At 42.2% G+C, this 22,949-nt stretch carries 21 protein-coding genes and 2 pseudogenes; 11 read left to right on the top strand and 12 right to left on the bottom strand.

Features of this window, described 5'->3' with window-relative positions; all coding sequences use genetic code 11:
- Positions 1 to 744 precede the first annotated feature (744 nt).
- Positions 745 to 1,134, top strand: a complete 390-nt coding sequence (locus V7L29_RS19705; RefSeq protein WP_334692546.1) for a hypothetical protein — start codon at positions 745 to 747, stop codon at positions 1,132 to 1,134.
- A gap of 152 nt (positions 1,135 to 1,286) precedes the next feature.
- On the opposite strand, the gene V7L29_RS19700 is transcribed toward V7L29_RS19705, so the two are convergent.
- Both V7L29_RS19700 and V7L29_RS19695 read right to left on the bottom strand, forming a co-directional pair.
- Positions 1,287 to 2,213, bottom strand: coding sequence for a phosphodiester glycosidase family protein (locus V7L29_RS19700; RefSeq protein ID WP_334736558.1), 927 nt, complete (start codon positions 2,211 to 2,213; stop codon positions 1,287 to 1,289).
- Positions 2,214 to 2,296: 83 nt separating this feature from the next.
- Positions 2,297 to 3,562, bottom strand: a complete 1,266-nt coding sequence (locus tag V7L29_RS19695) for a DUF4912 domain-containing protein (RefSeq protein WP_334692544.1) — start codon at positions 3,560 to 3,562, stop codon at positions 2,297 to 2,299.
- Between the two features lie 1,088 nt (positions 3,563 to 4,650).
- Between V7L29_RS19695 and V7L29_RS19690 the strand changes: the two genes are divergently transcribed.
- A complete protein-coding gene (locus tag V7L29_RS19690; RefSeq protein WP_334690415.1) occupies positions 4,651 to 5,034 on the top strand; it encodes a nuclear transport factor 2 family protein in 384 nt (127 codons plus the stop codon).
- An 82-nt stretch (positions 5,035 to 5,116) separates the two neighbouring features.
- Here V7L29_RS19690 and V7L29_RS19685 read toward each other — a convergent pair whose 3' ends face one another.
- The 4 genes from V7L29_RS19685 to V7L29_RS19670 all read right to left on the bottom strand — a co-directional run bounded on the left by V7L29_RS19685 (position 5,117) and on the right by V7L29_RS19670 (position 8,187).
- Positions 5,117 to 5,470 carry a hypothetical protein gene (locus tag V7L29_RS19685; protein WP_334690416.1) on the bottom strand — a complete coding sequence of 118 codons (354 nt, stop codon included), beginning with the start codon at positions 5,468 to 5,470 and terminating at the stop codon, positions 5,117 to 5,119.
- 300 nt (positions 5,471 to 5,770) lie between these two features.
- Entirely contained in the window at positions 5,771 to 6,313 is a 543-nt protein-coding gene (pyrR, locus tag V7L29_RS19680) for a bifunctional pyr operon transcriptional regulator/uracil phosphoribosyltransferase PyrR (protein WP_334692199.1), read from the bottom strand.
- A gap of 83 nt (positions 6,314 to 6,396) precedes the next feature.
- Positions 6,397 to 7,368, bottom strand: a complete 972-nt coding sequence (cbiB, locus tag V7L29_RS19675; protein ID WP_334736557.1) for an adenosylcobinamide-phosphate synthase CbiB — start codon at positions 7,366 to 7,368, stop codon at positions 6,397 to 6,399.
- 378 nt (positions 7,369 to 7,746) lie between these two features.
- Positions 7,747 to 8,187, bottom strand: coding sequence for an Rrf2 family transcriptional regulator (locus tag V7L29_RS19670; protein WP_334692197.1), 441 nt, complete (start codon positions 8,185 to 8,187; stop codon positions 7,747 to 7,749).
- Positions 8,188 to 8,577: 390 nt separating this feature from the next.
- On the opposite strand from V7L29_RS19670, the gene V7L29_RS19665 reads away from it, so the two are divergent.
- A complete protein-coding gene (locus V7L29_RS19665; protein ID WP_334692196.1) occupies positions 8,578 to 8,991 on the top strand; it encodes an AbrB family transcriptional regulator in 414 nt (137 codons plus the stop codon).
- 169 nt (positions 8,992 to 9,160) lie between these two features.
- On the opposite strand, the gene V7L29_RS19660 is transcribed toward V7L29_RS19665, so the two are convergent.
- Positions 9,161 to 11,065 carry a chloride channel protein gene (locus V7L29_RS19660; protein WP_334692195.1) on the bottom strand — a complete coding sequence of 635 codons (1,905 nt, stop codon included), beginning with the start codon at positions 11,063 to 11,065 and terminating at the stop codon, positions 9,161 to 9,163.
- A gap of 473 nt (positions 11,066 to 11,538) precedes the next feature.
- On the opposite strand from V7L29_RS19660, the gene V7L29_RS19655 reads away from it, so the two are divergent.
- The 4 genes and pseudogenes from V7L29_RS19655 to V7L29_RS19640 all read left to right on the top strand — a co-directional run bounded on the left by V7L29_RS19655 (position 11,539) and on the right by V7L29_RS19640 (position 13,082).
- A complete protein-coding gene (locus V7L29_RS19655) occupies positions 11,539 to 11,925 on the top strand; it encodes a hypothetical protein (protein WP_334692194.1) in 387 nt (128 codons plus the stop codon).
- Positions 11,926 to 12,082: 157 nt separating this feature from the next.
- A pseudogene (locus V7L29_RS19650) lies at positions 12,083 to 12,256 on the top strand (dehydrogenase); the annotation flags it as partial.
- Positions 12,257 to 12,385: 129 nt separating this feature from the next.
- Positions 12,386 to 12,646, top strand: coding sequence for a hypothetical protein (locus V7L29_RS19645; RefSeq protein ID WP_334692193.1), 261 nt, complete (start codon positions 12,386 to 12,388; stop codon positions 12,644 to 12,646).
- Complete coding sequence (locus tag V7L29_RS19640) at positions 12,636 to 13,082, top strand: HNH endonuclease (RefSeq protein ID WP_334692192.1); 447 nt, start codon at positions 12,636 to 12,638, stop codon at positions 13,080 to 13,082. Before V7L29_RS19645 ends, V7L29_RS19640 begins: the two co-directional genes overlap by 11 nt.
- A gap of 52 nt (positions 13,083 to 13,134) precedes the next feature.
- On the opposite strand, the gene V7L29_RS19635 is transcribed toward V7L29_RS19640, so the two are convergent.
- The gene (locus V7L29_RS19635) at positions 13,135 to 13,941 is read right to left on the bottom strand and encodes a hypothetical protein (RefSeq protein ID WP_334692191.1); all 807 of its coding nucleotides are present in this window, start codon (positions 13,939 to 13,941) and stop codon (positions 13,135 to 13,137) included.
- Positions 13,942 to 14,390: 449 nt separating this feature from the next.
- Between V7L29_RS19635 and V7L29_RS19630 the strand changes: the two are divergent.
- Positions 14,391 to 15,003 (top strand): annotated as a pseudogene (locus V7L29_RS19630) (hypothetical protein).
- Positions 15,004 to 15,081: 78 nt separating this feature from the next.
- On the opposite strand, the gene V7L29_RS19625 reads toward V7L29_RS19630, so the two are convergent.
- Positions 15,082 to 15,450 carry a Dethiobiotin synthetase gene (locus tag V7L29_RS19625; protein ID WP_334692190.1) on the bottom strand — a complete coding sequence of 123 codons (369 nt, stop codon included), beginning with the start codon at positions 15,448 to 15,450 and terminating at the stop codon, positions 15,082 to 15,084.
- 546 nt (positions 15,451 to 15,996) lie between these two features.
- On the opposite strand from V7L29_RS19625, the gene V7L29_RS19620 reads away from it, so the two are divergent.
- On the top strand, positions 15,997 to 16,233 hold the full coding sequence (locus tag V7L29_RS19620; RefSeq protein ID WP_334736556.1) for a hypothetical protein: 237 nt from the start codon (positions 15,997 to 15,999) through the stop codon (positions 16,231 to 16,233).
- An 18-nt stretch (positions 16,234 to 16,251) separates the two neighbouring features.
- Positions 16,252 to 16,398: a hypothetical protein gene (locus V7L29_RS19615; RefSeq protein ID WP_334736555.1), complete on the top strand. Its 147-nt coding sequence runs from the start codon at positions 16,252 to 16,254 to the stop codon at positions 16,396 to 16,398.
- A 234-nt stretch (positions 16,399 to 16,632) separates the two neighbouring features.
- Here V7L29_RS19615 and V7L29_RS19610 read toward each other — a convergent pair whose 3' ends face one another.
- Both V7L29_RS19610 and V7L29_RS19605 read right to left on the bottom strand, forming a co-directional pair.
- Positions 16,633 to 18,900, bottom strand: a complete 2,268-nt coding sequence (locus tag V7L29_RS19610; RefSeq protein ID WP_334736554.1) for a molybdopterin oxidoreductase family protein — start codon at positions 18,898 to 18,900, stop codon at positions 16,633 to 16,635.
- A 316-nt stretch (positions 18,901 to 19,216) separates the two neighbouring features.
- The gene (locus V7L29_RS19605; protein WP_334736553.1) at positions 19,217 to 20,719 is read right to left on the bottom strand and encodes a NarK family nitrate/nitrite MFS transporter; all 1,503 of its coding nucleotides are present in this window, start codon (positions 20,717 to 20,719) and stop codon (positions 19,217 to 19,219) included.
- 42 nt (positions 20,720 to 20,761) lie between these two features.
- Here V7L29_RS19605 and V7L29_RS19600 point away from each other — a divergent pair, with 42 nt between their 5' ends.
- Positions 20,762 to 21,139 carry a hypothetical protein gene (locus tag V7L29_RS19600; protein ID WP_334736552.1) on the top strand — a complete coding sequence of 126 codons (378 nt, stop codon included), beginning with the start codon at positions 20,762 to 20,764 and terminating at the stop codon, positions 21,137 to 21,139.
- Here V7L29_RS19600 and V7L29_RS19595 read toward each other — a convergent pair.
- Positions 21,129 to 22,745, bottom strand: a complete 1,617-nt coding sequence (locus tag V7L29_RS19595) for a ferredoxin--nitrite reductase (protein WP_334736551.1) — start codon at positions 22,743 to 22,745, stop codon at positions 21,129 to 21,131. The two genes, V7L29_RS19600 and V7L29_RS19595, sit on opposite strands and share 11 nt — an antisense overlap.
- Positions 22,746 to 22,949: the final 204 nt, after the last annotated feature.

Below are 22,949 nucleotides of genomic sequence, written 5' to 3'. Positions count from 1 at the left end.
TATTCCTTCCCGATATATTGGGGAGGGGGCAAGATTTCAAATATATCCCCAATATATCGGGGATATATCTGACTTATGCAAGAGGTCTAATATTTTGCGATCGCCAAAGGCTTAAGCTTCGCTTATCGCCTACGGCGAGCGGGTATGCCATCGCACCTGCGGAATCTGGGTTTTACATATATTACTCTTGGGATAGAGATTTTGAGATCAAGTCAGAGCATCACAGCTTTTATCATAAATTAAATTTATCTTTTAAACAAAAAAGACTATTTGATTTTATTATCAAAGTCGCTTTATCCTGAAATCAGTAGAGATTTGAACTTTGAACAAATACAAACTGCGCTTAATGAGATTAAGGCAAGTGTTTCGCTGACAATGAAAGAGCAACAGCAATTTATTAGTGAGATAAAAGTCAATACGCTTGGGTTAAGAGCAGGACTTACCCGAAAATTAAGAAAAACGAACCACAAAGGGGAGGCAGCGCGGTCTTCTCCCAAAGGGAGACGCCAAAGGCGATGGGGGTCTCCCCCATGAGGGACTGCCGTCGCAAAGGACACAAAGAAATAAGAGTTCCACAGAGTTTTTCCGTAAGTCCTGAAAGGTTTTTGGCGCTAACTGAACCGTATTGAGATAAAAGTAGGTATCTTGCGAGCATTCAAAGAGCAAACTAATGTTAAATTGCCCAAGGAAGTTTTAGTGTATCTACCTTTCAACTTTGAGAAAGCGAAGGAGGACAATAGTTAAATGCTAGAGCAACAGATTGATTACCCCACCAGACCCAAGACAAGTGCAATGATCATGAAACTTTTCCAAATCACTCTAGTGGTCTTAGTACTTTTGATCAACTTAGCAATTGCTTTCCCCTCTTTGGCAGAAAATACGCCTTCTTTAACTAGCAATCCTAACTACTTTGAAGTTGGGCAAAAAGTCATTTGGCTTTACAAGCCTCGCACAGATTCTAGCGATGTCCAAAGAATTCCTGCCGAAGTAATCAAGTTGAGTTCCAAGCAAGTGCAAATCAAGGTGTACAAACATAACAACGAATTTGTTAATCGTTGGGTGAATCCAAACAAGCTTGATAATTCGCAAAAAGTTAAAGAGTCAGTACTGAAAAATTTAGGCAAGTGGAAATAAATCTAGTTTTAGCCAGCTACAAAACTATTTATATAATGTCGGGCAAATCACCCGTAATATTATATTATGTCCGCTTGATTACTTAATAAAACCCCAAGACCCCAAATAACCAAAGCGTTTGAGGTAGAATGACTGTGGTTAGCATAACTATTTTATTTTTTATAAATCAAAAAAACTGAACCAATCGGCCCAGAGTTTTCTACATAAATTTTCTGATTGTAATACAATCCTGGAGACATACCTCCATCAAATAATATCCCTTCTTGAATCTTACCTAAACAGTTATTGCTGGCAATACCTTCCAAGACATTATCAAACATATCTGGCAGTAACTCTTGATTAAATTGAGATAATTCAATATCTGAATTAGCTTTCAAGTCATTAACTAATAATATTACATAGCCTTGATTAGTGATAGCTGCCAGAGAGCGATTAGTTGCATTTTTACAGGCAAATTCTCCCAAATCTCCACAAATATCTTTAAACTTAGCCTGACGATAGAATCTGCCATTACCGCCCACTAAATTGTAATTAAGAATATCGCTTTTTCTTCTACCAGCTTGGATAGTAGCCTGTCGCTGGTTAGGTGTACCTCCTGATATCCCAAAGGAAGAACGTTTATTTTTAAATGCTCCTGAATACTCTATGCCACGAGAAATATTTAAGCCTTGTGGTTTATCATCAGTACCTATATAGTCGGCATTAATTGCGGCAATGGGTAGCTGTCCGTTTAATTTGGCATTATCATCGGTAATGAGTTGATGAAACTGTTTTGGTACATATTCTTTACGCAGTTTACCTTTAGCATCTTTGGCGTAGAGTTTATGAGATAGACCAACATTAACTTTGAAATCTAATTCTGCTGATTTGGGATTAAAAATAATCACATTGTTAATACCTCTTTGATTTTTTTTACCTTGATTATTGGTTTTAAAAAAATCAATACTGAACTTGGCTTCTTTTCCAGGGCAAGTTTTAGATGCTTTTGGAACTGAATTTGCTTCAATCTGTTTACAACTTGATAATAAACTTGCACCAATTATCAAAATAAATAACAAAAATAATTTTTTGGTATACATATAATGTAAAAAAACCGCTACAGAATTACTATAGCGGAGAAGAATTTCAAATTTCAGTCTGAAGTTAATCTAACAGCCAAAACTTAAGAGAACCATTCTAAAACAGCTTCTTCTTTGGTGTTAGTATTTCGGGATGGTGTCTCACGATTGAATTTCATTTGAATTGACCGGGTTTGCTCACCATCAGCAGCTACAGCCAAAATCGGATAGTCAATTAAACCATCCTGGAAGGACATCTGGAAGCGGAATGTCCCATCTGGATTTAGCTTAATTGGACGACCACCAATGGTTACGGTAGCATCGGGTTCGGTTGCACCGTAGACTATCAACTCAGCATCGGCAATTAACCAGAACTGGCGCGGACGCACTGGTACGGCGGAAGCCGAGAAGCCAACACCTGACATTCCTACACCGGAAGCAGTTAAGCCAGACACGGTGGGAACTGCCCACAGACCCACACCAGATGGGAAAACGTAGGAGCTAATGGCTTGTTCAGGACGCGCTGAACCTGGTACTTGCTGCTGGGAGCCGAAGATAGAACCAGCGACCCGTTGTGCTTCGGCAGATTCCGCTAAACCAAATATTTCGTCGTAGATGGGGTTGCCATTTACAGGATTACCAACATTACCATTGGCGGTGGTAGCTGCAATTTTCTTGGCAGGGGGAACGAGTTCGTACTGAGTCTGGCCACGCAAATCTTCTTCAAAGTTGACAGTGATGAAGACATCCTCTATCCAGTCAGAAGGATAAACAGGAGGAATGTGTACTTTAGCAGAACGAGCTAGTACCAACCAGCGACCATCAGCAGCACGATAGCCGATATCGAGTACATAATCGCGATCGCTAACTGGAACTGGTAGATACCATTCTCTAGCTAGTTCATCAGCAGGATATTCTTGAATGCTGTGGGGGCTTTGGTATTCGATATTGATGTCGGTAACATCATAAATCCGTAGTGCCAGTTGTTGTCCCCCTTGTCGGCGCAGTTCCTGTTTGTGTTCATTGGGAATATCCCAGTAAGTGTAAGCCCACTGAGGATCGCGCGGTAAGAGTACAATCCGGCTTTCACCATAGCCAGAGGGCAAATCTGCGAGTCCTTCATCAACATCAGTCAGAGATCCGCCTGTACGATCTTCCTGACCTAATTCAAACTTTGCTGCTTCCACGGTTTCCTGTGCCTCCAATGAACGAGATGGACTGAGCAAATTTTTACTGCGCTGGACTTCTTGTATTGATGTCAGCAGTTGTGATTTACGCATTCGGCTATAGCGAGAGATGCTACATTCGCTAGCAACTTTGCGTAGTTGGCGTAAGGTCATCTCCTCTAGTGGCGGGCGTTCTTTTGCCATTATTTTGGCCTCCAGTAGTTTAAGCGGTAAATGATTCCCCTGGTTAAGGAATGCTATATAAAATGTCATCCACTCCAGATGAATTTCTTATTCCTGACTCCTGGTTGTGCCCAGTTTTTAAGTTTTTTAGTCTGTTTTTAAATTCAGGTCATTTCCTTTAAATCCCTTGTTATGCCAATATCAGCATTTTTTTGGGATCGGAGGAGTTCTATTTGTTAAGTCAATATTAACCACTAAGCATATGTAGGGATCAAGTGGTAACAAGTAGTTTTTTTGGCTGTTTCACGAATTTATCAGCCCTTCTGGGATCATATTGTCATATTTTCATGACATTGCTAGCTAGTTAGATGTTGAGCGATGGCAATAATATAAATTTTTCATGACATGAAGCTATAGGTTAGCCAAAAACCGTAATCTACATAGGACTTACGCACAGGCAACGGAAAACCGTAGACGCAAAGCGGCTTGCCGCAGCGAAAAGTGTATCGCGTCGTTTCCCGCCGTTGGCGCAGCCCGCCGCAGGCATCTGAACTTTTCAAGACAGGCTACCACAGAGAACACAGAGAAGCCAGTGCGTAGGTATCTAATTCAATCTTGTACAGTGTTTTGAAAGCCAAAATTGAGTGATGCTTTTTCAGATGAGGCGTAGGCGTAGCCCGCCTTCTTTACGAGACGCACTCGCGTTCGGGATCGCTAGCCCAAAAATTGTGTTTTCTACCCTCATTTTCGCCAATTATTTAAGAGGATGTTTGAAAAGTATTTTTATTAACATCAAAGCCTCCCAAACCTAACCCCCCTTCCCCCTTCCTTACAAGGGAATGGGGAGGTTTCAAAGCCTCTTGACCTTTCGGGGAGAGGAATGGAAGTGGGGTTTATAGTATACTTTACGACTTTTCAAACATTCTTTAAGCATTCTTACTTATTTACAAATTGTTTATGACCTTAACCTGTTAAGAATGAATATAGTTAGCACAGTCAAAAAGAGTTAGGAGTTAGGCATTGGGAATTACTAATTTATTTGTCAAACTTGAGAGTTATAATTTAGAAACTCATAACTCCTACTTCTAAGTTTTAATATTTGATTACCCATGACCAAGGATGAAGTCTTAGCGGCTAATGCAGCTTTTTATCGAGCTTTTGAAAGAAAAGATATTGAGACAATGAGTGCAGTATGGTCACAAGGAACTGGTAGTTTTTGTATTCATCCTGGAAGTAATATACTGCGAGGTTGGAAGGAGATTCGCACCTCTTGGGAGCAAATATTTAAAAACACCGCTTATATCGAAATAAACACAAATATAATTGCTACAGAAATAACTGATAATATTGCCTATGTTGTGCTGAGAGAAAATGTGTTCCAAGTGGTAGGTGGGAGAAGACTTGAAGCACAATCAACAGCTACAAATGTATTTCAGTCTCTCGGCGGAAAGTGGTATTTAGTTCATCATCACGGTAGCCCAATTTTGCGGTGAGGGAGTGGCTAGAGACGCGATTAATCCCGTCTGGAGATGAGGAAGCAGGGGAAGCAAGGGCAGGAGAGAAAGATGAGGGAGATTAACTACTAACCAATACCCAATACTTCTCTACCTTGGGCTGCGCCCTAAGCGTAGCTATGCCGCAGGCTTTACGACGCCGCTCAGTACAAGTGCCTAATCCCCAATGCCTAATCAAATCTTGAAACCGCTGATCTTCTCCAATATTGTCAAAATCAGTATTAGTTTTTGTCATCTTGAGCAATTTAGGATTTAGGTAAGAGCAATCAGGTATAAAAGTGAGAGCTTTGTTTAAGCAACGTACTGCATCTTGATAGCGTTTCGATTTGATTAAATTCCAGCAAAAAGTCAACAGGGAAATTTGAATTTCTTGGGGTTTCTCTGCTAGCTGCAAAATTAAACGGGTGAAGAGCAATGTGTATTCCCCTGCTTCTACCTGCTTTCTCTTGGCCTTAATTTGCCGATCACGGTTAAACAGGCAGTTGATTTTGAGCGATCGCTACCTAATTGCTCCTTAATCACAATGTAGTTATTCTTAGCATTTGGTATAAAGCCCTTAGCTTGTAAAAATAACTGCTGATTCAACCTTATTTTAGTATTGGCGTAGTGATCGTAGCTAAGTTTTCAAGTAAAGAACTCGGAACTTAGTGTTCTGAACTCGAAACCCAAACCAGAAGCGCTATAGTTCTGCCTTCCAACTTCCAACTTCAAATAACTAATGACTAATCAATTCCACTGCATCTCGTCCATCGCAATTTTGTAAGTAAACTTTGACAACTTCTTCTTTAGCAGTAGGCAACTGCTTGCCTATAAAATCTGGGTGAATTGGTAATTCTCGATGGCCCCTGTCTACTAACACAGCTAAACGAATCACCTCTGGTCTACCGTACTCGTTGACTGCGTTCAAAGCAGCGCGAATCGTCCGTCCTTTGAAAATAACATCATCCACGAGTACAACCGTTTTCCCCGTAAGGTCAAAAGGAATTTCGCTTTTCGTTGGAGTCCGCAATCCAATTTTGTCAAGGTCATCTCGATAAAATGTAATGTCCAAAGCGCCGACTGACACGGTTATACCTTCCAGGGTCTCAATCTGACGCGCCAACAATTCGGCTAATAACGCACCCCTGGTATAAATACCAAGAAGCACCAGTTCAGATAAATCACGCGTCCTTTCCACAATTTGAGAGGCAAGGCGAGTTAAGGTACGACGGATTTCTTTTGATGAGAGAATTTCAACTACTTTGGCAGACATAGCGATTGATCAGTTAGGAGTGATGAGTTAAGAGTTAAGAGTTTTTATTCTTAACTCCTAACTCCTAACTTCTAACTTTATATTTATCATTACCTATTTGGGAGTATTAAGAATATAGCGATCGCTATCCCTAACCATAGCAAAAAACAATATCGAGTCAGTTGCAAAGCATTTTGAATAGAAGTTGTAGTAATGGGATAAATAGGATCTCCTAGCAGTGGTTTGTACTTAGCTACCCCGCGATACCAATTTGTACCCCCCATCTGCACACCCAAAAAAGCAGCATAGGCGCATTCACTCCAGCCAGAATTGGGACTAGGATCGTTAATTGCATCCCGACGACAAACTCGCCAAACATGCATCGGTTTACCCGATAACAGCGCCAGAGTCACGACTGTTAACCGACAAGGTAGCCAAGTTAAACAATCTTCCAACCGCGCACAGAACCATCCCAAATAAGTATAGGGTGCTTCTCGGTAGCCCACCATTGAATCAAGGGTACTGCTGGCTTTGTATGCTAAAGCCAAGGGAGTTGGCCCCACAACTGGCACAAAGACACCAACAATTGCATAAAAAAGCGGAGCCATTACCCCATCGGTGGCATTTTCTGCAACCGTTTCTAAAACGGCTCGTGAAATTTCTGCTTGTGAGAGGTTTTGTGTATCTCGACCAACGTAATTACTTAAAATCTTACGAGCCTCACCCAAATCTCCTGCTGTTAAAGGTTGTAAAACAGCCACCGCTGCTGCTCGCAAACTTCTGCCAGCAAAACAACTAGCCAAAAGAATGCTATCTATTGCAATTCCCAACAAGGGATGAACCCATCTGGCACTTTGAATAATCAAAAAGCCAACAAGACCGCTACCAATTATTAGGATAATGCCTAGTACAATTCCAGCTAGGCGTTGTGTTAAAGAATTTTGACACAATTGGAGAGAAAATTTGGTCAGGCGAGAAATTACCCACCCCATAACTTGCACTGGATGAGGCCAATCCCAAGGATCGCCAATTAAGTAATCTAAAAGTGCGGCAATTATTAAGATATAGATGGTATTAGTCATAAGTCATGAGTCAAGGGTCAAGCAATTTTGGATTTTAGATTTGGGATTTTGGATTGACCGTGCCAATTTTAGATTTCAGATTTTAGATTTTGGATTTTTTTGGTTCCTGCCCCATCCAAGCGTGGGCGGAACAAATCCAAAATCCGACGCTACGCACAGTCGCTCTAAGCGTACCCCTGCGGGGAAGCAAGCTACGCGTTAGCGTCTCGTTGGCGCAGCCTCTCGTAGAGAAGAGAAGCTATGCCGTAGGCTTTACGCTGCGCTATCAGCAGCCCAGTACCCGTACTTTTGTAGCGAGACGCTAACACGAACGTCCCGCTACGCTAAAGTGGTTGGGGTCAATCCCAAATCCAAAATCCCAAATCCAAAATTGATTGACTAAACCACAAAACTAGCTTCTTCCCCAAGGGAAGCTTGCCAGCTACGAGCATCGTAATAAAGGTCTGCCAGAGTAATACTGTACAAAGCTTCTTTGAGCTTTTGGTTGAGTCTCTGCCAGAGGCTAAATGTTACCCAATCTTCAGCTTGTGCAGGTGCTGGGGTGTGATGGGGTAAATGGCTAGTCTCGCCAACTGCTTCTAAAATTTGTCCTATAGATATTTGTGTCGGCTCTCTTGCCAATTGGTATCCGCCGATGCTACCACGAATTGATTTCACTAAAGACGCACGACGCATTTCTATTAGTAGTTTTTCCAAGTAAGGAGCTGGGATATCTTGGCGTTTGGCGATCGCTTTTACAGATACAGGCCCATATCTTGGCTGTAAACTCAAATCTAGCAACGCCTTTACACTGTAGTGTCCTTTGGTAGTTAGTTTCATTTTGGCAAACTTTGTTGTTTAGTCAATAATCCAGAGTCCAAATATTAACCCTTGACCCTTGACCTTTGACTAGGGATCAGTTTTACTTATCATTTTGTGACTCAGTTATCATCGTCAGCAAGTAAACAACCTTTTGAGTGTTAGTTTAGAAAACTTAAAACTTGTATAGTCTAGCAGTGATTCACAAATTATATAGTTATCAGCATTGCCAGCATTCTCTAAAATAGATTGTCTTGGGAATATTGTTAATCACATAACAATTGTGCCTATGAGTGTAATATACTTGGCTAGGTTGAGATAAAAACTAAAGGATTATGTTCCTATTAGCTCAACGTCAGCTAAAATAAAATCGATTCAAACACTTCAAACATTCGTTTTCGACCTAAGTTGATGCCTAAACAGAAAAAAATTGAACCCCTACTCGGTGAAGAACTGCTCAAAAAAGTCAAAGAGCTAGAGAGCGAGAGCAAGGAAGACAAAGCCAAAAAGTGTGGCTACTATACCGTTACCAAAAATGGTATAGAGCGCGTCAATATGATGAAGTTCTTAAATGCCCTAATTGATGCCGAAGGCATTCAGTTGGACAGTACACCCAGTGCTAATGGGCGTGGTGGACGTAGTGCTAGCTATAGAATTAGTGTGCAATCGAATGGGAACTTACTTATAGGTTCAGCTTATACAAAACAGATGAATCTTAAACCAGGAGATGAGTTTCTGATCACTTTAGGCAAAAAGCACATTCGTCTGAGACAGGTTGATCCAGAAGATCAAGAAGATGATGAAGCCATAGAAGCCACGGCTTAATAAATGGTCATTAGTCAATTGTCATTTGTCCTTTGTGAAAACCAATGACTAATGACCAATGACCAATACAATACTTCAACTACGCCCTTCTTTACCTTGGGCTGCGCCCTAAGCGTAGCTATGCCGCAGGCTTTACGACTATGCTCAGGACAAGCGAGCGTACAAGTGACTAATGATTAATAACTATATCTGTGGTGGGTAAAACTGGTAAATAGTGGCGAAGTGCCTTGCGCGTAACTGCTAAATTGCAGGTTAATGCAATTTGCTCTCTTTCTAGTAAACCCAAAATGCGATCGGGTTTGTCTCGTTCTACCACTGGTAATTGATGCAAACCTCGAAGACTCATACGGTCTAAAGCCTCAGATAATAGTTCATCCTGCCATGCGTAGAGGATTTCAGTAGTACAAATGTCTATGAGGGTTTGAGTGGATAAATTATCTGGAATTTCAGTTAGCGAATTTGGGTAAGTTTGCCAAAGAGCAAGGGCACGGTTAATATCTTCTAGAGAAAGTATACCAACTAATTGCTCTGCTTCATCAATTACTAAAGCACTGCGGGCGCGATCGCGTGTCATTTCTACAGCTGCATCTAACACCCCAAGGGTTGCAAGTAGCTTTTTTGGACAGGGGTACATGGCATCTTCTACCAAAATTTGCTGCACAATTTCCGCTTTTTCATCTTTCAATTCCGAAAGACCAATTTGTTGTAGGTTAGAGTTAGAGTTAAAAGTTGGTTTAATCCTTTCCACTAGCCAAACACTCAAACCTACAGCTGCCATCAACGGTAAAACAATGCGATAGTCGCGGGTTAATTCAAACAGCATTAAAATAGCCGTTAACGGTGCTCTGACACTAGCAGCCAGCACTGCTGCCATTCCTACCATTGCGTAAGCTGGGGGAGCTGCCATCTGATCGCAAATTCCCGGGAATGCCACAGCTAAAATTTTGGCGTAAGCTGATCCAAAAGAAGCACCTAAAAACATTGCTGGTGCAAACAAACCGCCAATGAAACCACTACCCGCACTAATTGCAGTCATCAGTAGCTTTACCACCAACAGCATCACCAACAGGTAGAGTGGAAACTCTACATCCTGAAGCATTGCTTCTACAGTTTCATAACCGACGCCCAAAATTTGCGGGAAGTGTAAAGCAACTGCGCCAATCATCACACCGCCAATAATTGGATGAATCGGTTCAGGAATTCGTCCCAAAAAGTTAAAACCTGGAACCTTCCCAGCAAAGCAGGCTTTTGCTAAACGAATTGATTCAGTATAAGTCAAAGAAACTAAGCTGGCCCCTAAACCCAAGCCAAGGTAAAGGGGTAATTCCAAAGGACTACGGACTTGATAAACAGGTAAATCAAAAGCAGGTTGTGCCCCCAAACCAATTTGGGCAATTAATGCTGCTACCACCGCCGCTAACAGCACCACACTCACAGCAGAAGTAGCGAAAGATGTAGCTCCCATCACCACCTCTAAGGCAAAAAATACTCCAGCGATGGGAGCATTAAATCCAGCAGCAAGTCCAGCAGCCGCGCCAGCACCCAACAGCAAACGTTGTCGTTCTTGAGATACATTTAGGATTACAGACAACAACATCCCAAAATTTGCGCCAATTTCTACACTCGGCCCCTCTGGCCCCAAAGAAGCACCGCTTCCCAAAGAAACAGATGCGGCCAGCATCTTTGTAACTGGTCGTAGTCGTTGCTTAATCTCTGTTCCCTGAGAGGCGGCTATCAAAGATGAAAGTCCAGGGCCAAAGTCTTGAGTGCGCCAGCGCATCAAGCCAACGATTAATCCCCCAAGGGTGGGAACGCAGGCTAAAGTCCAAGCACCCCAGACGCCGATTTGACCCATTAAATTTTCCAGCATCAGCTGGTGAATCAGCTGGATTAAATAGTGAAAGGTGACTACACCCATACCAGTACCACCGCCAATAAGCATGGCTAAAAATAGCACGACGGTTTCTGGGGATGGTTGAAAACGATTAATTAGGTGAGCTAAACGAGCGGAAGGTGTAGGAAAGGCAGGTTGTTCCATTACCTTCCTCAGTTGAGTGGGAGGCAAGAGAGTCATTGAGAGGCGGGGTAAATGTAAGAAAAAATTTAAATTTTTATCTGTTACTTCTCATTGTGAGCCATTATTTAGCAACCAGACAAGTAGACTTTATTTACTTAATTTACAAAGCTTTAGCAAAAAATATCATTGTGCAAAATTTTTGTGGAGAGAATGGTTAAATGGGAGACAATAATTATTTAAGGGTCAACGAAAGCTAGTGGGGTGCGAGTCAGCGCCAACACTATTCTTTTTAGAGAGAACAGAGTTTTTGTGGGCTGGGTGGACGCACCCGCAAACATTAACTAGGAGTCATCCTTGCCTAAATCTAGCTATACTCATGTTACGACCATTGAGCCATCCTTGGTAGTAATACAATGTATGTATGATTTATGCCTGATGTCAGAGCATACTTGGAAGTCTGCTAAGTATTGATCGGCATTCAATATATCTATTGTTATAGAGCTAGTAAATGGACTAGGCGGACGAGGTAAATGAATATACACACTTTTGATAATCATTATGTTACTTGCCCAATTTGCCAAAGAAATGCTACGCCCAAACCAGTCAAAACGCGCATGGGATTGTTTTGCTGTCCCTATTGCCAGGAACGGCTAGTAGTTTGCCAAAGCGGTCATTATGTCCGTGATCCGTTTACTTGGAGACAATTGATGATTTCTTCGGCGCTACGTCGCCAAAGCCGACCTTTAGCTAGGATTATCAGAGATTTTGTCCTGCTGAAGCGTCCTATGGTGGCCTTGGCTGTAGGAAGTGCCATTTTCTTTAGTGCGATCGCTCTGACTCAGGAAAATACAAGCTACGATCACCAAGGGTTTCCCACAACAGAGAAAGTTAATAAACCAGAAAGCAAATCTCAGTAAATGGATTACTTTGGTATAAATCAAATATTACTTTGATTTTTGTAATATTATAACTTAATACTTCGTGAAACCGTGTCTTATTCGCCAAAATAGGACACGGTTTTACATCATGTCCGTTTAAAGACCCGTCTTAGTCCAACACTCAACTTATAGTCTACGGGATACCAGCATTACCGTTAATACAGAACAGCTACACCACACCGAACTTACCATCAAAGGCGTGTTTCATAATACATCGCAGTATATGCGAACAGCGCTTGGACTAATAGCTAGTCGCAAAATTACCTTTGAGTTACTTATTAGTGAACAGCGATCGTTAAAGAATTTATAACAGGTATTTTCTGACATGAAGGCGCGTAAAGTAATTAAGGCGGCGAGCATTCCTTAGTATTTTGGCAGCCAATTTACAGGACACACTACAATTACTAAATATAGCACCACAGATTTAGGCTAAAGCATTATGACTCCTCAAGTCATTACCCCAGTATTGATGATTGAACCCTCGTCATGGCTACGCTCTGGCATCACCATTGAGAAAGTTGATAATGTTAACCTTGCTAAGTTTACAGATGAGTTACATACTCGTCTAGAAGAATTGCTTGAGAAAGGAAAAGCTGGATTGCTGACTTTTGAAGAAGAAGCCGAATATGCTGGAATTGCTGAACTGGAGCGCATCCTGACTTTTGTTAACGCTAAACTGATTGCCAGTCGTGGGTGTTAAAGATGGTACTCGGCAGTTTGTGCGCGAAAGAGCTAAATATCTCTGTGAATATTGCCACTCTCCAGAATGCTCCAGTTCAGATCGCTTTACAATCGATCATCTTGTTCCACAATCATTAGGTGGCTCAGATGAAGATGACAACTTAGCTCTAGCTTGTCGTCGCTGTAATGAGCGTCGTTACAACTTCACAACTGGCATTGATGCTCAAACTCAGCAAGAAGTTGCCCTATTCAATCCTCGTCAGCAACGGTGGGTAGATCACTTCATCTGGACAAGCGATGGACTAAAGATCATTGGCAAAAGTGCTACAGGTCGAGCAACTTGTCATCGACTAGATATCAATGATGAATTTCACAACCAAGGATTTATCCAAGAATCTAGGCAGTTATGGATACAAGGAGGCTGGCATCCATCTGTAGACGATCCTCGTCTTTGACGCTTGAACTAGCGATCGCTCTCTTAGAGAAAAACTTTTCGATTTACTGAGATTAACCTTTTCTAGCTGCTAAACGGGCATAATCTCCTAGCCATTGAGACTTTTGAGTCTCTGATTTGAAGTTAAAAAGCCACATTTCTACCAATCCAATGATGACACTTTTGCGCCATAGTGCTTTTCTCTGACATGTCCTGATTCTTTGCGCTTGATCAAAATAAGTTTCTATAGAAATATCTCTCAATAACTGTAAATTCAAGTCACGCATCATTTTCTGCCGGAATTTTAGATGCGAGCGCAATAGTTCTTCAGGAGTTACTCCCTGTTGAACAATAATTATCCCCCTTGGGCGGCGTAAAAAGGCATAGACAATAGCGAGACTAGGAGAATTATCTCTAAAACTAACTGACCATTCTTGCTCTAAACCACTGCTAATAGCACAAAACACGATTGAACGCCCAGGTGTTTGTATCACTTCTGCAAAACAAAGATGTTTTGGATGGCAAAAAAGTCTAGCGACAGTAAGGGTAGATTCTGAGAGTTGTAAGTCACTAATTCTAGTAAAACCGAGGGACTCTAAAGCATTTGTGTAGTAGTTGAAAGTCTTAGTATCTATTTGAGATAGAGCTTCTAACTGTGTGGGTATAAAGTTTAATTTACTAGAAATATTTGAGGAAAATAGTATCTTAACAACTACCTCAAAGAAGAGAATAAATGGAAATATATTAATAAGTATATAACAGATAATTACCGGAACAAAATTTAGACTTAGTAGATACTGGAGTATTATCTTAGCGCTCAAAGCGTTCCAAATAAACCAAAAGCTAAAAGCATAGATATATGTAGTTGTTTTTGTTGTCATATCTGGATATATTTGGGTATTTAAATACAACTTGCTGGTACATAGTCCGATAAATTTACTATGACTCTATATATGGTTCCCAAAAAATGAATACCTCAAACATTAAAAAACAAGATTTACTACAGATTCTTCTCCCAAAGCTACGGTAGTGTACACAAGTCCTAAAAACCAAACTTGATGAGGCTTTCCTCGTTCCCATGCGGAACATTTTCTACCGCGAAATAATCTGCGATCGCTTGTAAATCACGAGAAGCAGGGAGTGAGATAATATACCAATTTATTCCTAAGCCTCTTTTGCTTGCTTCAACTGTGTTAAAAGCTGATTCACAAAAGTTTCACCATCAATATGTCTTAAGTTGGGTTGACGCTTAAAATAATTTTGCTGAAAAACGGGAAAACTATGGTTACTTCCTAATGGGGAAATTTCCATGAAAGTCCTGAATAGTAAAATGCTTAAAAAATCTCTGCTTAACTGTTTAATTTTGCCTTTTTCTCTAGCACCCTGGCTGTGCGTGGGAACGCTTTTTGATTCCCAAGTTAATGCTTTACCAGGGCAAAGTACAGAGGAAGTAGACACCTGGATTAAAGCACATCCCACACTCCGCCCCAGGAGTGGGGAGCAATTGTTTGTGCAAAAGACTGATACTGCTGCTCAACGATTCACTTTTCAAGCGTCAGTATTGCCTCCCGGTAGGGTAGAATTTTCTAAAGACCGTGGCACAATCCGCAGTGAGCGCATTGCCATGTATTGATGCTATTAATGGCATGACATTTGCGCGTCTCCAGGAATCCTTGCGAGTGATTTATGGTTTGGAGATTTATCAAGACTACGATCGCGCTCAGGTAGTGTACAAGTATCCTACCCAAAAGGTAATTAACACGGCGCATTTTGCCCAAACTCCGATTCGGGAAGCTTTAAAGGGAGAATTACGAGTAGGCGATCGCTATGTATATTGGGTGGAAATTGCCCAACCCAAGACTGGCAAAGCTTTTAACGGTCAAATGACGATTTTGCTCAAAACTGATCTAGACAAGTTAGAAAATGAACTGCAAATTCGTTAATGAGGATAGATATAGAAGAGGACGCCGCATATTGGCTCAGTCCAAAATGGCTGGCTTACCGCGTCTTCTTCATACTTTCTAGAGCTTCCCCAACCCTACAGGAGCTAGGGTTTCCCATATACCCGAAAAGATGCTTTCAGATGCTAAGGAAATTCGTAGCAAATCTTCCTTCAGTAGTGGTGGCCAATCTATCCCGGCTTTACGCCCTGCGGCAAATAGCTGTTGCGCCTTAATGCTTAACTGATAAAGGGTCAAAGCCAGTTCTCGGTCTAGGCTCTTTGCATCTTTGAGGGCTTCAAACACCACTTTTAATGCCAACAAAATCGAGGTGATCTGACCGGGTACCGGCGGTTTCCCCTGTTTCATACGCGTTAACAGCGCATCTGGGTTTTCCTCGGTTGCGATTGTCTGATCTATGAGGAGTTTGCGAGCTGTTTCGTAATTCATGTAGCTAGTTTAGCGTACATTTGGCTTCAGCAGGAATACTTAATTAAAAAGTCATAATACTGGCTTCTGGTTATTTATAGCAATCTCATTTGATTAGTCATTAGTCATTAGTCACTAGTACGCCACGGCGTAAATAGAGCAACCATTTAAAATCCCTAAAAAGCCCATTTCATTATACTTTTGAATGAGTGACTTTTACTTCTCTACCTTAGGCTGCGCCCTAAGCGTAGCTATGCCGCAGGCTTTACGGCTACGCTCAGTACAAGTGGCTTTTGACTTCCGCCTTGCGGTACTAGTCATTAGTAAGAGCGCTTTTAAGTGCATACCCCATCCCCTTGTGGGCGGGAAAGCTCTCGTACTTTAGACTATAGCAAACTCCATTCCCGTAAGTGGTGTAGAGTTTAACTAATGACTTTACGCAGCGGCTTGATTTGTGAAAAGATAGGCGTGGGAAAAATGATGAGGGATTTGCGATGCTTTAGGTTAACCAGATAGACTGAATATAATATCTTTGAAAAATATGCCCCGCTTGGAATCAAAAGCAAAATGATATCACCGAATTTACAAGAAATTGAGCGCTCCGTCCGTGCTTTGTCTGTGGAAGAACAACTTTGGCTGCTAGAAAGTATTGCTCGACAAATCCGAGAAAGGGAGTATACAAAAGATAAATTGGCTGATGCCAAAAATCCCGAAGAACAATTGGAAGTGATGGTTATTGAGCCAAAGATTCCAACAGAAATTGCTGCTATAACTGATGAATTTGCGATTTCTGAAATCCTCTGATATGTAGGAGTAAAAATTATGATTTTGCCAGATTTAAAAAGTCAAATATACAAGTTATCGGTGAGCGAACACTTAGAATTGCTTGGGGCGATCACCTATTTCCTGCAAAATGATCTTAGACTCCACTTAGATCGCAAAGGTGCAGCACATATTGATAAACACTAACATCCTTCTAGATGACGTTTTAAACGAGAACCATTTGTAATAAAATTTGATAACCTAAAACACATCCAATTTGGATATTAAAATTTTATCAAGCTCTTGTGGGGTGGGCATCTGCTTTAACTTGACACCAATGGCAACATGCCCACCCTACAAGAAATATACAATTTCAGATTATGCAAACTAGATGTGGTTTAGCTTATGACTAGCAAACCCTTTCAAGGTACACTTTGCAGATTACCATTGTGAGGACTGGAGTTGATGATTTTTAATTGTAATTTCTACAGAAATTGGTATCAGCTGTACCGCACAGGCTTTTAATTCTGGTTGCAGCGAATCGGGGCACGATTCTGGATGGGTGAGGGCGTTAGCTTCGGCATTGTCTGCCCACAGCGAACCCCAGTGCATAGGGACAAAAACTGTACCAGGCGCGATCGCCTTTGTCACCTTTGCCGGAAACTTAGCTTTACCACGACGCGATCGTACTTCCACACACATGTTATCTACAATACTTAACTGAGCAGCATCACGGGGATGAATTTCGATAAACGGTTCCGGATGCATTTTACAAATTTTTTCAATTCGCCCGGTGCGTGTCTGCGTATGCCAGTGTCCGTAAAGGCGTCCATTAGTTAGCACAAAAGGATAATCTGTGTCTGGTGGTTCTGCCAATCCCTTTGAGTAATATGCCCCAAATCGAGCGCGTCCATCAGGGGTGTAAAAGCGGAGATTGGTGTAGAGGCGTTTTCCAGAGCAATTGGCAGATGCTTCTCCCCCTGCTTCCCCGAAGTTTGGATCGGAGGAAGCCTCCGCTCCAACTTCTCTTCCTGCTCCTCTGCTCCCCCTGCTCTCTTCAGGATGAGGCCATTGAGTCGGGCCTTCTGCTTGTAATTGCTCATGACTTATACCCGTCATATCGCAGGGGCGAGTTTTAGTCAATTTGGCAAACTCAGCATAAACTTCAGCAGAGTTAGCAAAGGCAAATTCTCTTTCAAAACCTAATCTACGTCCAACTTCGGCAAAAATTTCCCAATCGGCTTTAGCTTCTGGTGGCGGTTGGCGAAATGCTTGACACAGAGTTACGACTCGTTCGGAGTTTGTCATCACACCAGTTTTTTCACCCCACTGGGCTGCTGGTAGTAGAACATGAGCATAAGCAGAGGTTTCTGTAGGATAATAAGCGTCTTGGTAGATGGTGAAAGGCGATCGCAACAATGCCTTCTTAGTTCGCTCCAAATCTGGCATACTCACCGCTGGGTTGGTAGCTGCAATCCACAGTAACTCTACAGCGCCATTTTCCAAACCAGTAATCATGTCCCAAGCAGTCAAACCGGGATTGGGCGAAATCTGTCCTGGTTTGAGTCCCCAAAACTCCTCAATTTCTGCGCGGTGCTGAGGATTTTTCACCGTCCGATAACCCGGTAATAAATGCGCCAAACCTCCGGCTTCCCGTCCTCCCATTGCGTTTGGCTGACCGGTGAGGGAAAAAGGGCCAGCCCCAGGTTTGCCAATTTGTCCAGTCATCAGGTGCAGATTAATGATAGTTCTTACCTTAGCCGTCCCTTCTGAGGATTGATTTACACCCATTGACCACAAAGACAGTACCCGCTGTGATTGACCCCAATAGCGAGCTGCTGTTTCTAAATCTTCAATGCTGATTCCACATTGACGAGCTACCACTTCTGGGGGATAGTGGCAAATCACTTGGGCGTATGCGGGAAAGTTGCTGGTGCAGTCGTCCATGAACATGGTATCAATGTAGTTCCAGCGCATCAATAAGTGAGCGATGCCGTTCAACAAGTCGATATCTGTACCGGGACGAATCGCTAAATGCAAATCAGCGGCTTCTGCTGTTGGTGTGCGACGGGGATCAACCACAATCATTTTGACTTTGCGGTTCTTTTTGTGATATTTCTCCAGTCGGTTAAAAACGATGGGGTGACATTCAGCCGTATTAGTGCCAATTAAAAATGCACAGTCAGTTAACTCCAAGTCTTCGTAACAGCAAGGGGGCCCATCTGAGCCAAAACTTTGAATGTAGCCAGCCACAGCACTAGACATACATAAGCGAGAGTTGGCATCAAAATTATTGCTACCCAGACAGCCTTTCATCAGTTTCTGGGCGATGTAGTAGTCCTCGGTTTGAAACTGACCGGAACCATACATACATATAGCTTCTGGGCCTTGGGTAAAGCGCACAGTTTGAATGCGCTGCGTGATTATATTAAAAGCTTCATCCCAACTAACACGCCGAAACTCTTGATCTAAGGAGTCTCGCACCATTGGGTAATGTAATCTATTTTTATCTAAAGATTCCGCGATCGTCGCACCTTTAACGCAAACCATTCCCTGACTGGATGGATGGGCTTTATCACCCCGGACTCGCCAAGTTGGATTTCCTTGGCTATCTCTATTAGTTGCTTTGCCATGTTGTGCTGGAGGTGAAACTTCTAAACCACAGCCAACACCACAGTAAGGACAGAGGGTTTTGATAAATTCACTCATGGCAGTTGTATCATTTTGTTATTTTGATTGTGCAACCTCAGATATAGCGACAGTTTGAGAAATTTGTATGTTATGCAATCAATTGCTAAAAAGCTTAATTTACAGCGTTTTTCAGGTAAATGAGGTACATAAGTTGTGCCCTTACAATAATCTGTACTTCACTAAATTGCAATCTGCTGTATCGAACCGCAGAGACGCAGAGAGCGCAAAGAGAAGAAAAAGAGATTTTCATGAATTAAGACTTTTATAGAAGGATGAAGTCTAAAGTTTCCTATTCAGATTTGATAGTGAATTTTCTACTTCATCGTTCAGCTGATTATTCTTCAGTTAAGAAAATAGAGTTTTTAGTTGCGGTTTCTGGTAGTTCACCTTCATAAGCAACGGCAAAGGAAGCTTTTGGTTCTTTGAGGAAGAAGGCACACATAAAAGCGCAGACTAAAGCAGCTAAACCCATTGTGCTAAATAGTGTAGATGCATCGGTTAAGCTAAAAATTGTCAGGTAAACCACGCCGCCAAAATTACCGTAAGCTCCCACATTACCAGCAATTTGTCCTGTGGCTTCTTTCTTAATTAGCGGTACAATGCTGTAGGTTGCACCGCAGCCAGCTTGGGCAAAGTAGGCGGCAAACATTGTAACTGCGATCGCTAGCGGAATCGGCCAGCTACTATTAATAAAATGTGCAATCAAATAACTAACACCAATGCCAGCGCTGATAATTGTCATTGTCCATTTACGTGAACCGAATTTATCAGAAATTAAGCCACCACTAGGACGAGAAATCAAATTTAAAAAAGGATAGGTAGCAGCAATCATCCCAGCTATAACATGCTCTAAACCAAAGGTTTTTTCAAAAAATGCCGGGAGCATAGAAACAACTGCCAGTTCGCTGCCAAAGCTAGTTGTGTAAGCGAATTCGAGTAAAGCTATTTGACCAAATTGAAAGCGTTCAGATGCAGCGTAAGTTTTCTTACCAATTAGAAGTTCTCGGTTTACCTGCCAAGCTTTGTAACTTTGGTAAGCAAACAATCCTGCTAATAGCAACCAAGTCAAATACATTTGACTCACAGTTAGGAAGCGAATGTTCTTTTGTTCTAAACGCCAAGCTAATAAACCCAAGGCGAAAATCAAACCAAAATTCGAGATAATTATTGCCCAGAAGCTTTTGACACTAGTGACTTCCAGAGAACCATTCTTTTTAGGTTTCTTGTAGATTTTCCCTGTGGGCGTATCTTGAACAGTGTTGTAATAAATTACGCCGTAAATAGCTGCAATAATCCCTGTAAGTGCGATCGCAAACCGCCAGTTAGAAGCACCACCAGCCAAAAAGCTAGTAGAAACTGCAATCATCGGCAAGGCAAACTCTGCACCAAAAGCCCCAAAGTTGCCCCAACCACCATAAATGCCTTGAGCAATTCCCATTTCCTTCGGCTGGAACCATTCCGCCACCATACGAATACCCACAACAAACCCAGATCCGACAATTCCTATCAGCAAACGACTGATGACTAGTTGATTAAAATCTTGCGCTAGCGCCGTCGCCAAACAAGGAACAGCCGCAAACATCAGCAGGATTGAATAGGTGATTCTGGGGCCAAAACGATCCAGAAGCATCCCAATAATTAGTCGTGCGGGGATTGTGAGGGCGAGGTTACAGATGCCCAAAGTTTTGATTTGTTCTGGTGCTAAATGTAGCTCTTTGCCAATAGTTGTAGCGAAGGGAGCAAAATTAAACCAACAGACAAAGGTGAGAAAGAAAGCAAACCAAGTCTGATGTAAGATGCGGTAGCGATCGCTCAATGAAAATAAGTTTTTAAGCATTCTAATCTTTCTAATTGAATAAAATACGGAGAAGATGAGTCTTTGAACTTGGAAGTTGCACCTTTGAACTCGGAGGTTGAGCCTTTGAACTCGGAAGTTGCACCTTTTAGCTCGGAAGTTGAGTCTTTGAACTTGGAAGTTGCACCTTTGAACTCGGAAGTTGCACCTTTGAACTCGGAAGTTGCACCTTTGAACTTGGAAGTTGCACCTTTTAGCTCGGAGGTTGCACCTTTTAGCTCGGAAGTTGCATCTTTTAGCTCGAAAGTTGCACCTTTTAGCTCGGAAGTTGAGCCTTTTAACTCAATTCCCAATTCTCCATGCCCCTCAAGAGTACTGAGTGGGGCAGAGAGGAGAATAACTCCTAACTGTACAGACGCGATTAATCGCGTCTCTTTTGCCCAATGCCTAATCAGTTACTAACTACTAAGGCTTCTTGCTTGAGTTTTGCCCCAAAGTTTTTGATTAGTAAATCTTGCAATACTGGCTGCAAGTCTTCACATGGTATGCCTTTCATAACACAACTTCCCAAATGAGCATCTTTGCCGACTTTGCCACCCATATATATGTCAACGCCTTCCAAGGTTTTGCCATTTTTGCGAGTCTTGGTTCCCATCAAGCCGATGTCTGCAACTTGGGGCTGTCCGCAAGAGTTGGGGCAACCTGTCCAGTGAATTCGCACTGGATTGGTGAAGGTTAAGTCTTCTTCTAAAGCTTTAATCATTGCCAGGGCGCGGTTTTTGGTTTCGATGAGGGCAAAGTTGCAAAATTGTGCGCCTGTGCAAGATACTAGCGATCGCGTCAACAAACTTGGATCGATGGAAAACCTTTCCAACAAAGGCTCTGTTAAAAATGTTGCTAAACGCAAGTCAGAAATGTTTGGGATAACGATGTTTTGTTCAACTGTGAAACGGATTTCGCCACTGCCGTAAACTTCCGCTAGACGTGCGATTTCAAACATATCTTCGGCATACAGTCGCCCGACGGGAATGTGCAAGCCTACGTAATTTAATCCCGGTTGTTTTTGTTTATATACCCCGATGTGGTCGCGTTTTTCCCAGTCGATTTCGTCTTTTGCAGCTGCGGGTAATAATGATTTACCCAAACGGTTTTCTACTTCTGCTCGAAACTTTTCTAAACCCCATTCATCAATTAGCCACATTAAACGGGATTTTTGCCGATTAGCACGCGGGCCGTGGTCACGAAAGACTTCCAAAACCGCTCTACATACAGCTACCACATCTTCAGGAAGTACCCAAGCATTCAGAGGAATCGCCGCCTCACAACGTTTAGCTGAAAAAAAGCCACCGACGAGGACGTTAAAGCCGAATATTTGTTGGTGAGAATGGGCAGAAGAGAAATTTTGCTCCTCTGCTCCTCTGCTCCCCTGCTCCCCTGCTTCCTTAAATGCTGGAACAAAAGCTAAATCATTGATTTCGGCGTGAACTGAATTGTCTCTTCCACCTGCGATCGCAATGTTAAACTTCCGTGGTAGGTTGCTAAACTCTGGGTTCCCTTCTCCTTTGTTGGTGAGCATATCTTGAATTTGCTGTATCAACTCTCGCGTGTCGTACAACTCATCTGCATCCAATCCCGCCACCGGATCACCTGTAATATTGCGGACGTTATCCATCCCTGACTGAACGCTGGTTAAACCAACCGTATCAAATCTATTAAAGATATCTGGTAAATCTTCAATTTTGATCCCCCGTAATTGGATATTCTGTCTTGTAGTAATATCAGCGTTGCCATCATCTCCGTAACGCTGCACCACTTGGGCTAAAACACGCATCTGACTGCTGGTAAGAATACCGTTAGGCATCCGCAACCGCATCATAAATTTGCCTGGGGTGACTGGGCGAAAAAACACACCTACCCACTTGAGTCGATGATCGCGGTCTATTTCGTTGATTGCTTCCCAGCCGAGGGCAGCAAATTTCTCTATCTCACCCTTGATGGCGAGTCCATCTTTTTCTGCTTTAAATTTCTCAAACTTATTGAGACTAGTGGTAGTTGCTGTGTCTGTCATGAGGCTGAATCTCGTTGCAAATTACTGATACAATCGGCAAATGTGGTCGTAATTGCCCAATATCAATCAATCCGTAGTTACATCAGGTGCTGTATCTACAAGGGCTAAGGGAATAAAAAATTAATATTTAATTACGGCTGATTATTTTTACTCAAGATCATTCCAACGCGAAACTTCAAATCCGTGATTAGTTAAGGAGAATTT

The sequence above is a fragment of the Nostoc sp. genome, from assembly GCF_036916575.1.
Taxonomy (GTDB): Bacteria; Cyanobacteriota; Cyanobacteriia; order Cyanobacteriales; family Nostocaceae; genus Nostoc.
This window is presented reverse-complemented; position numbering and strand designations above follow the sequence as displayed.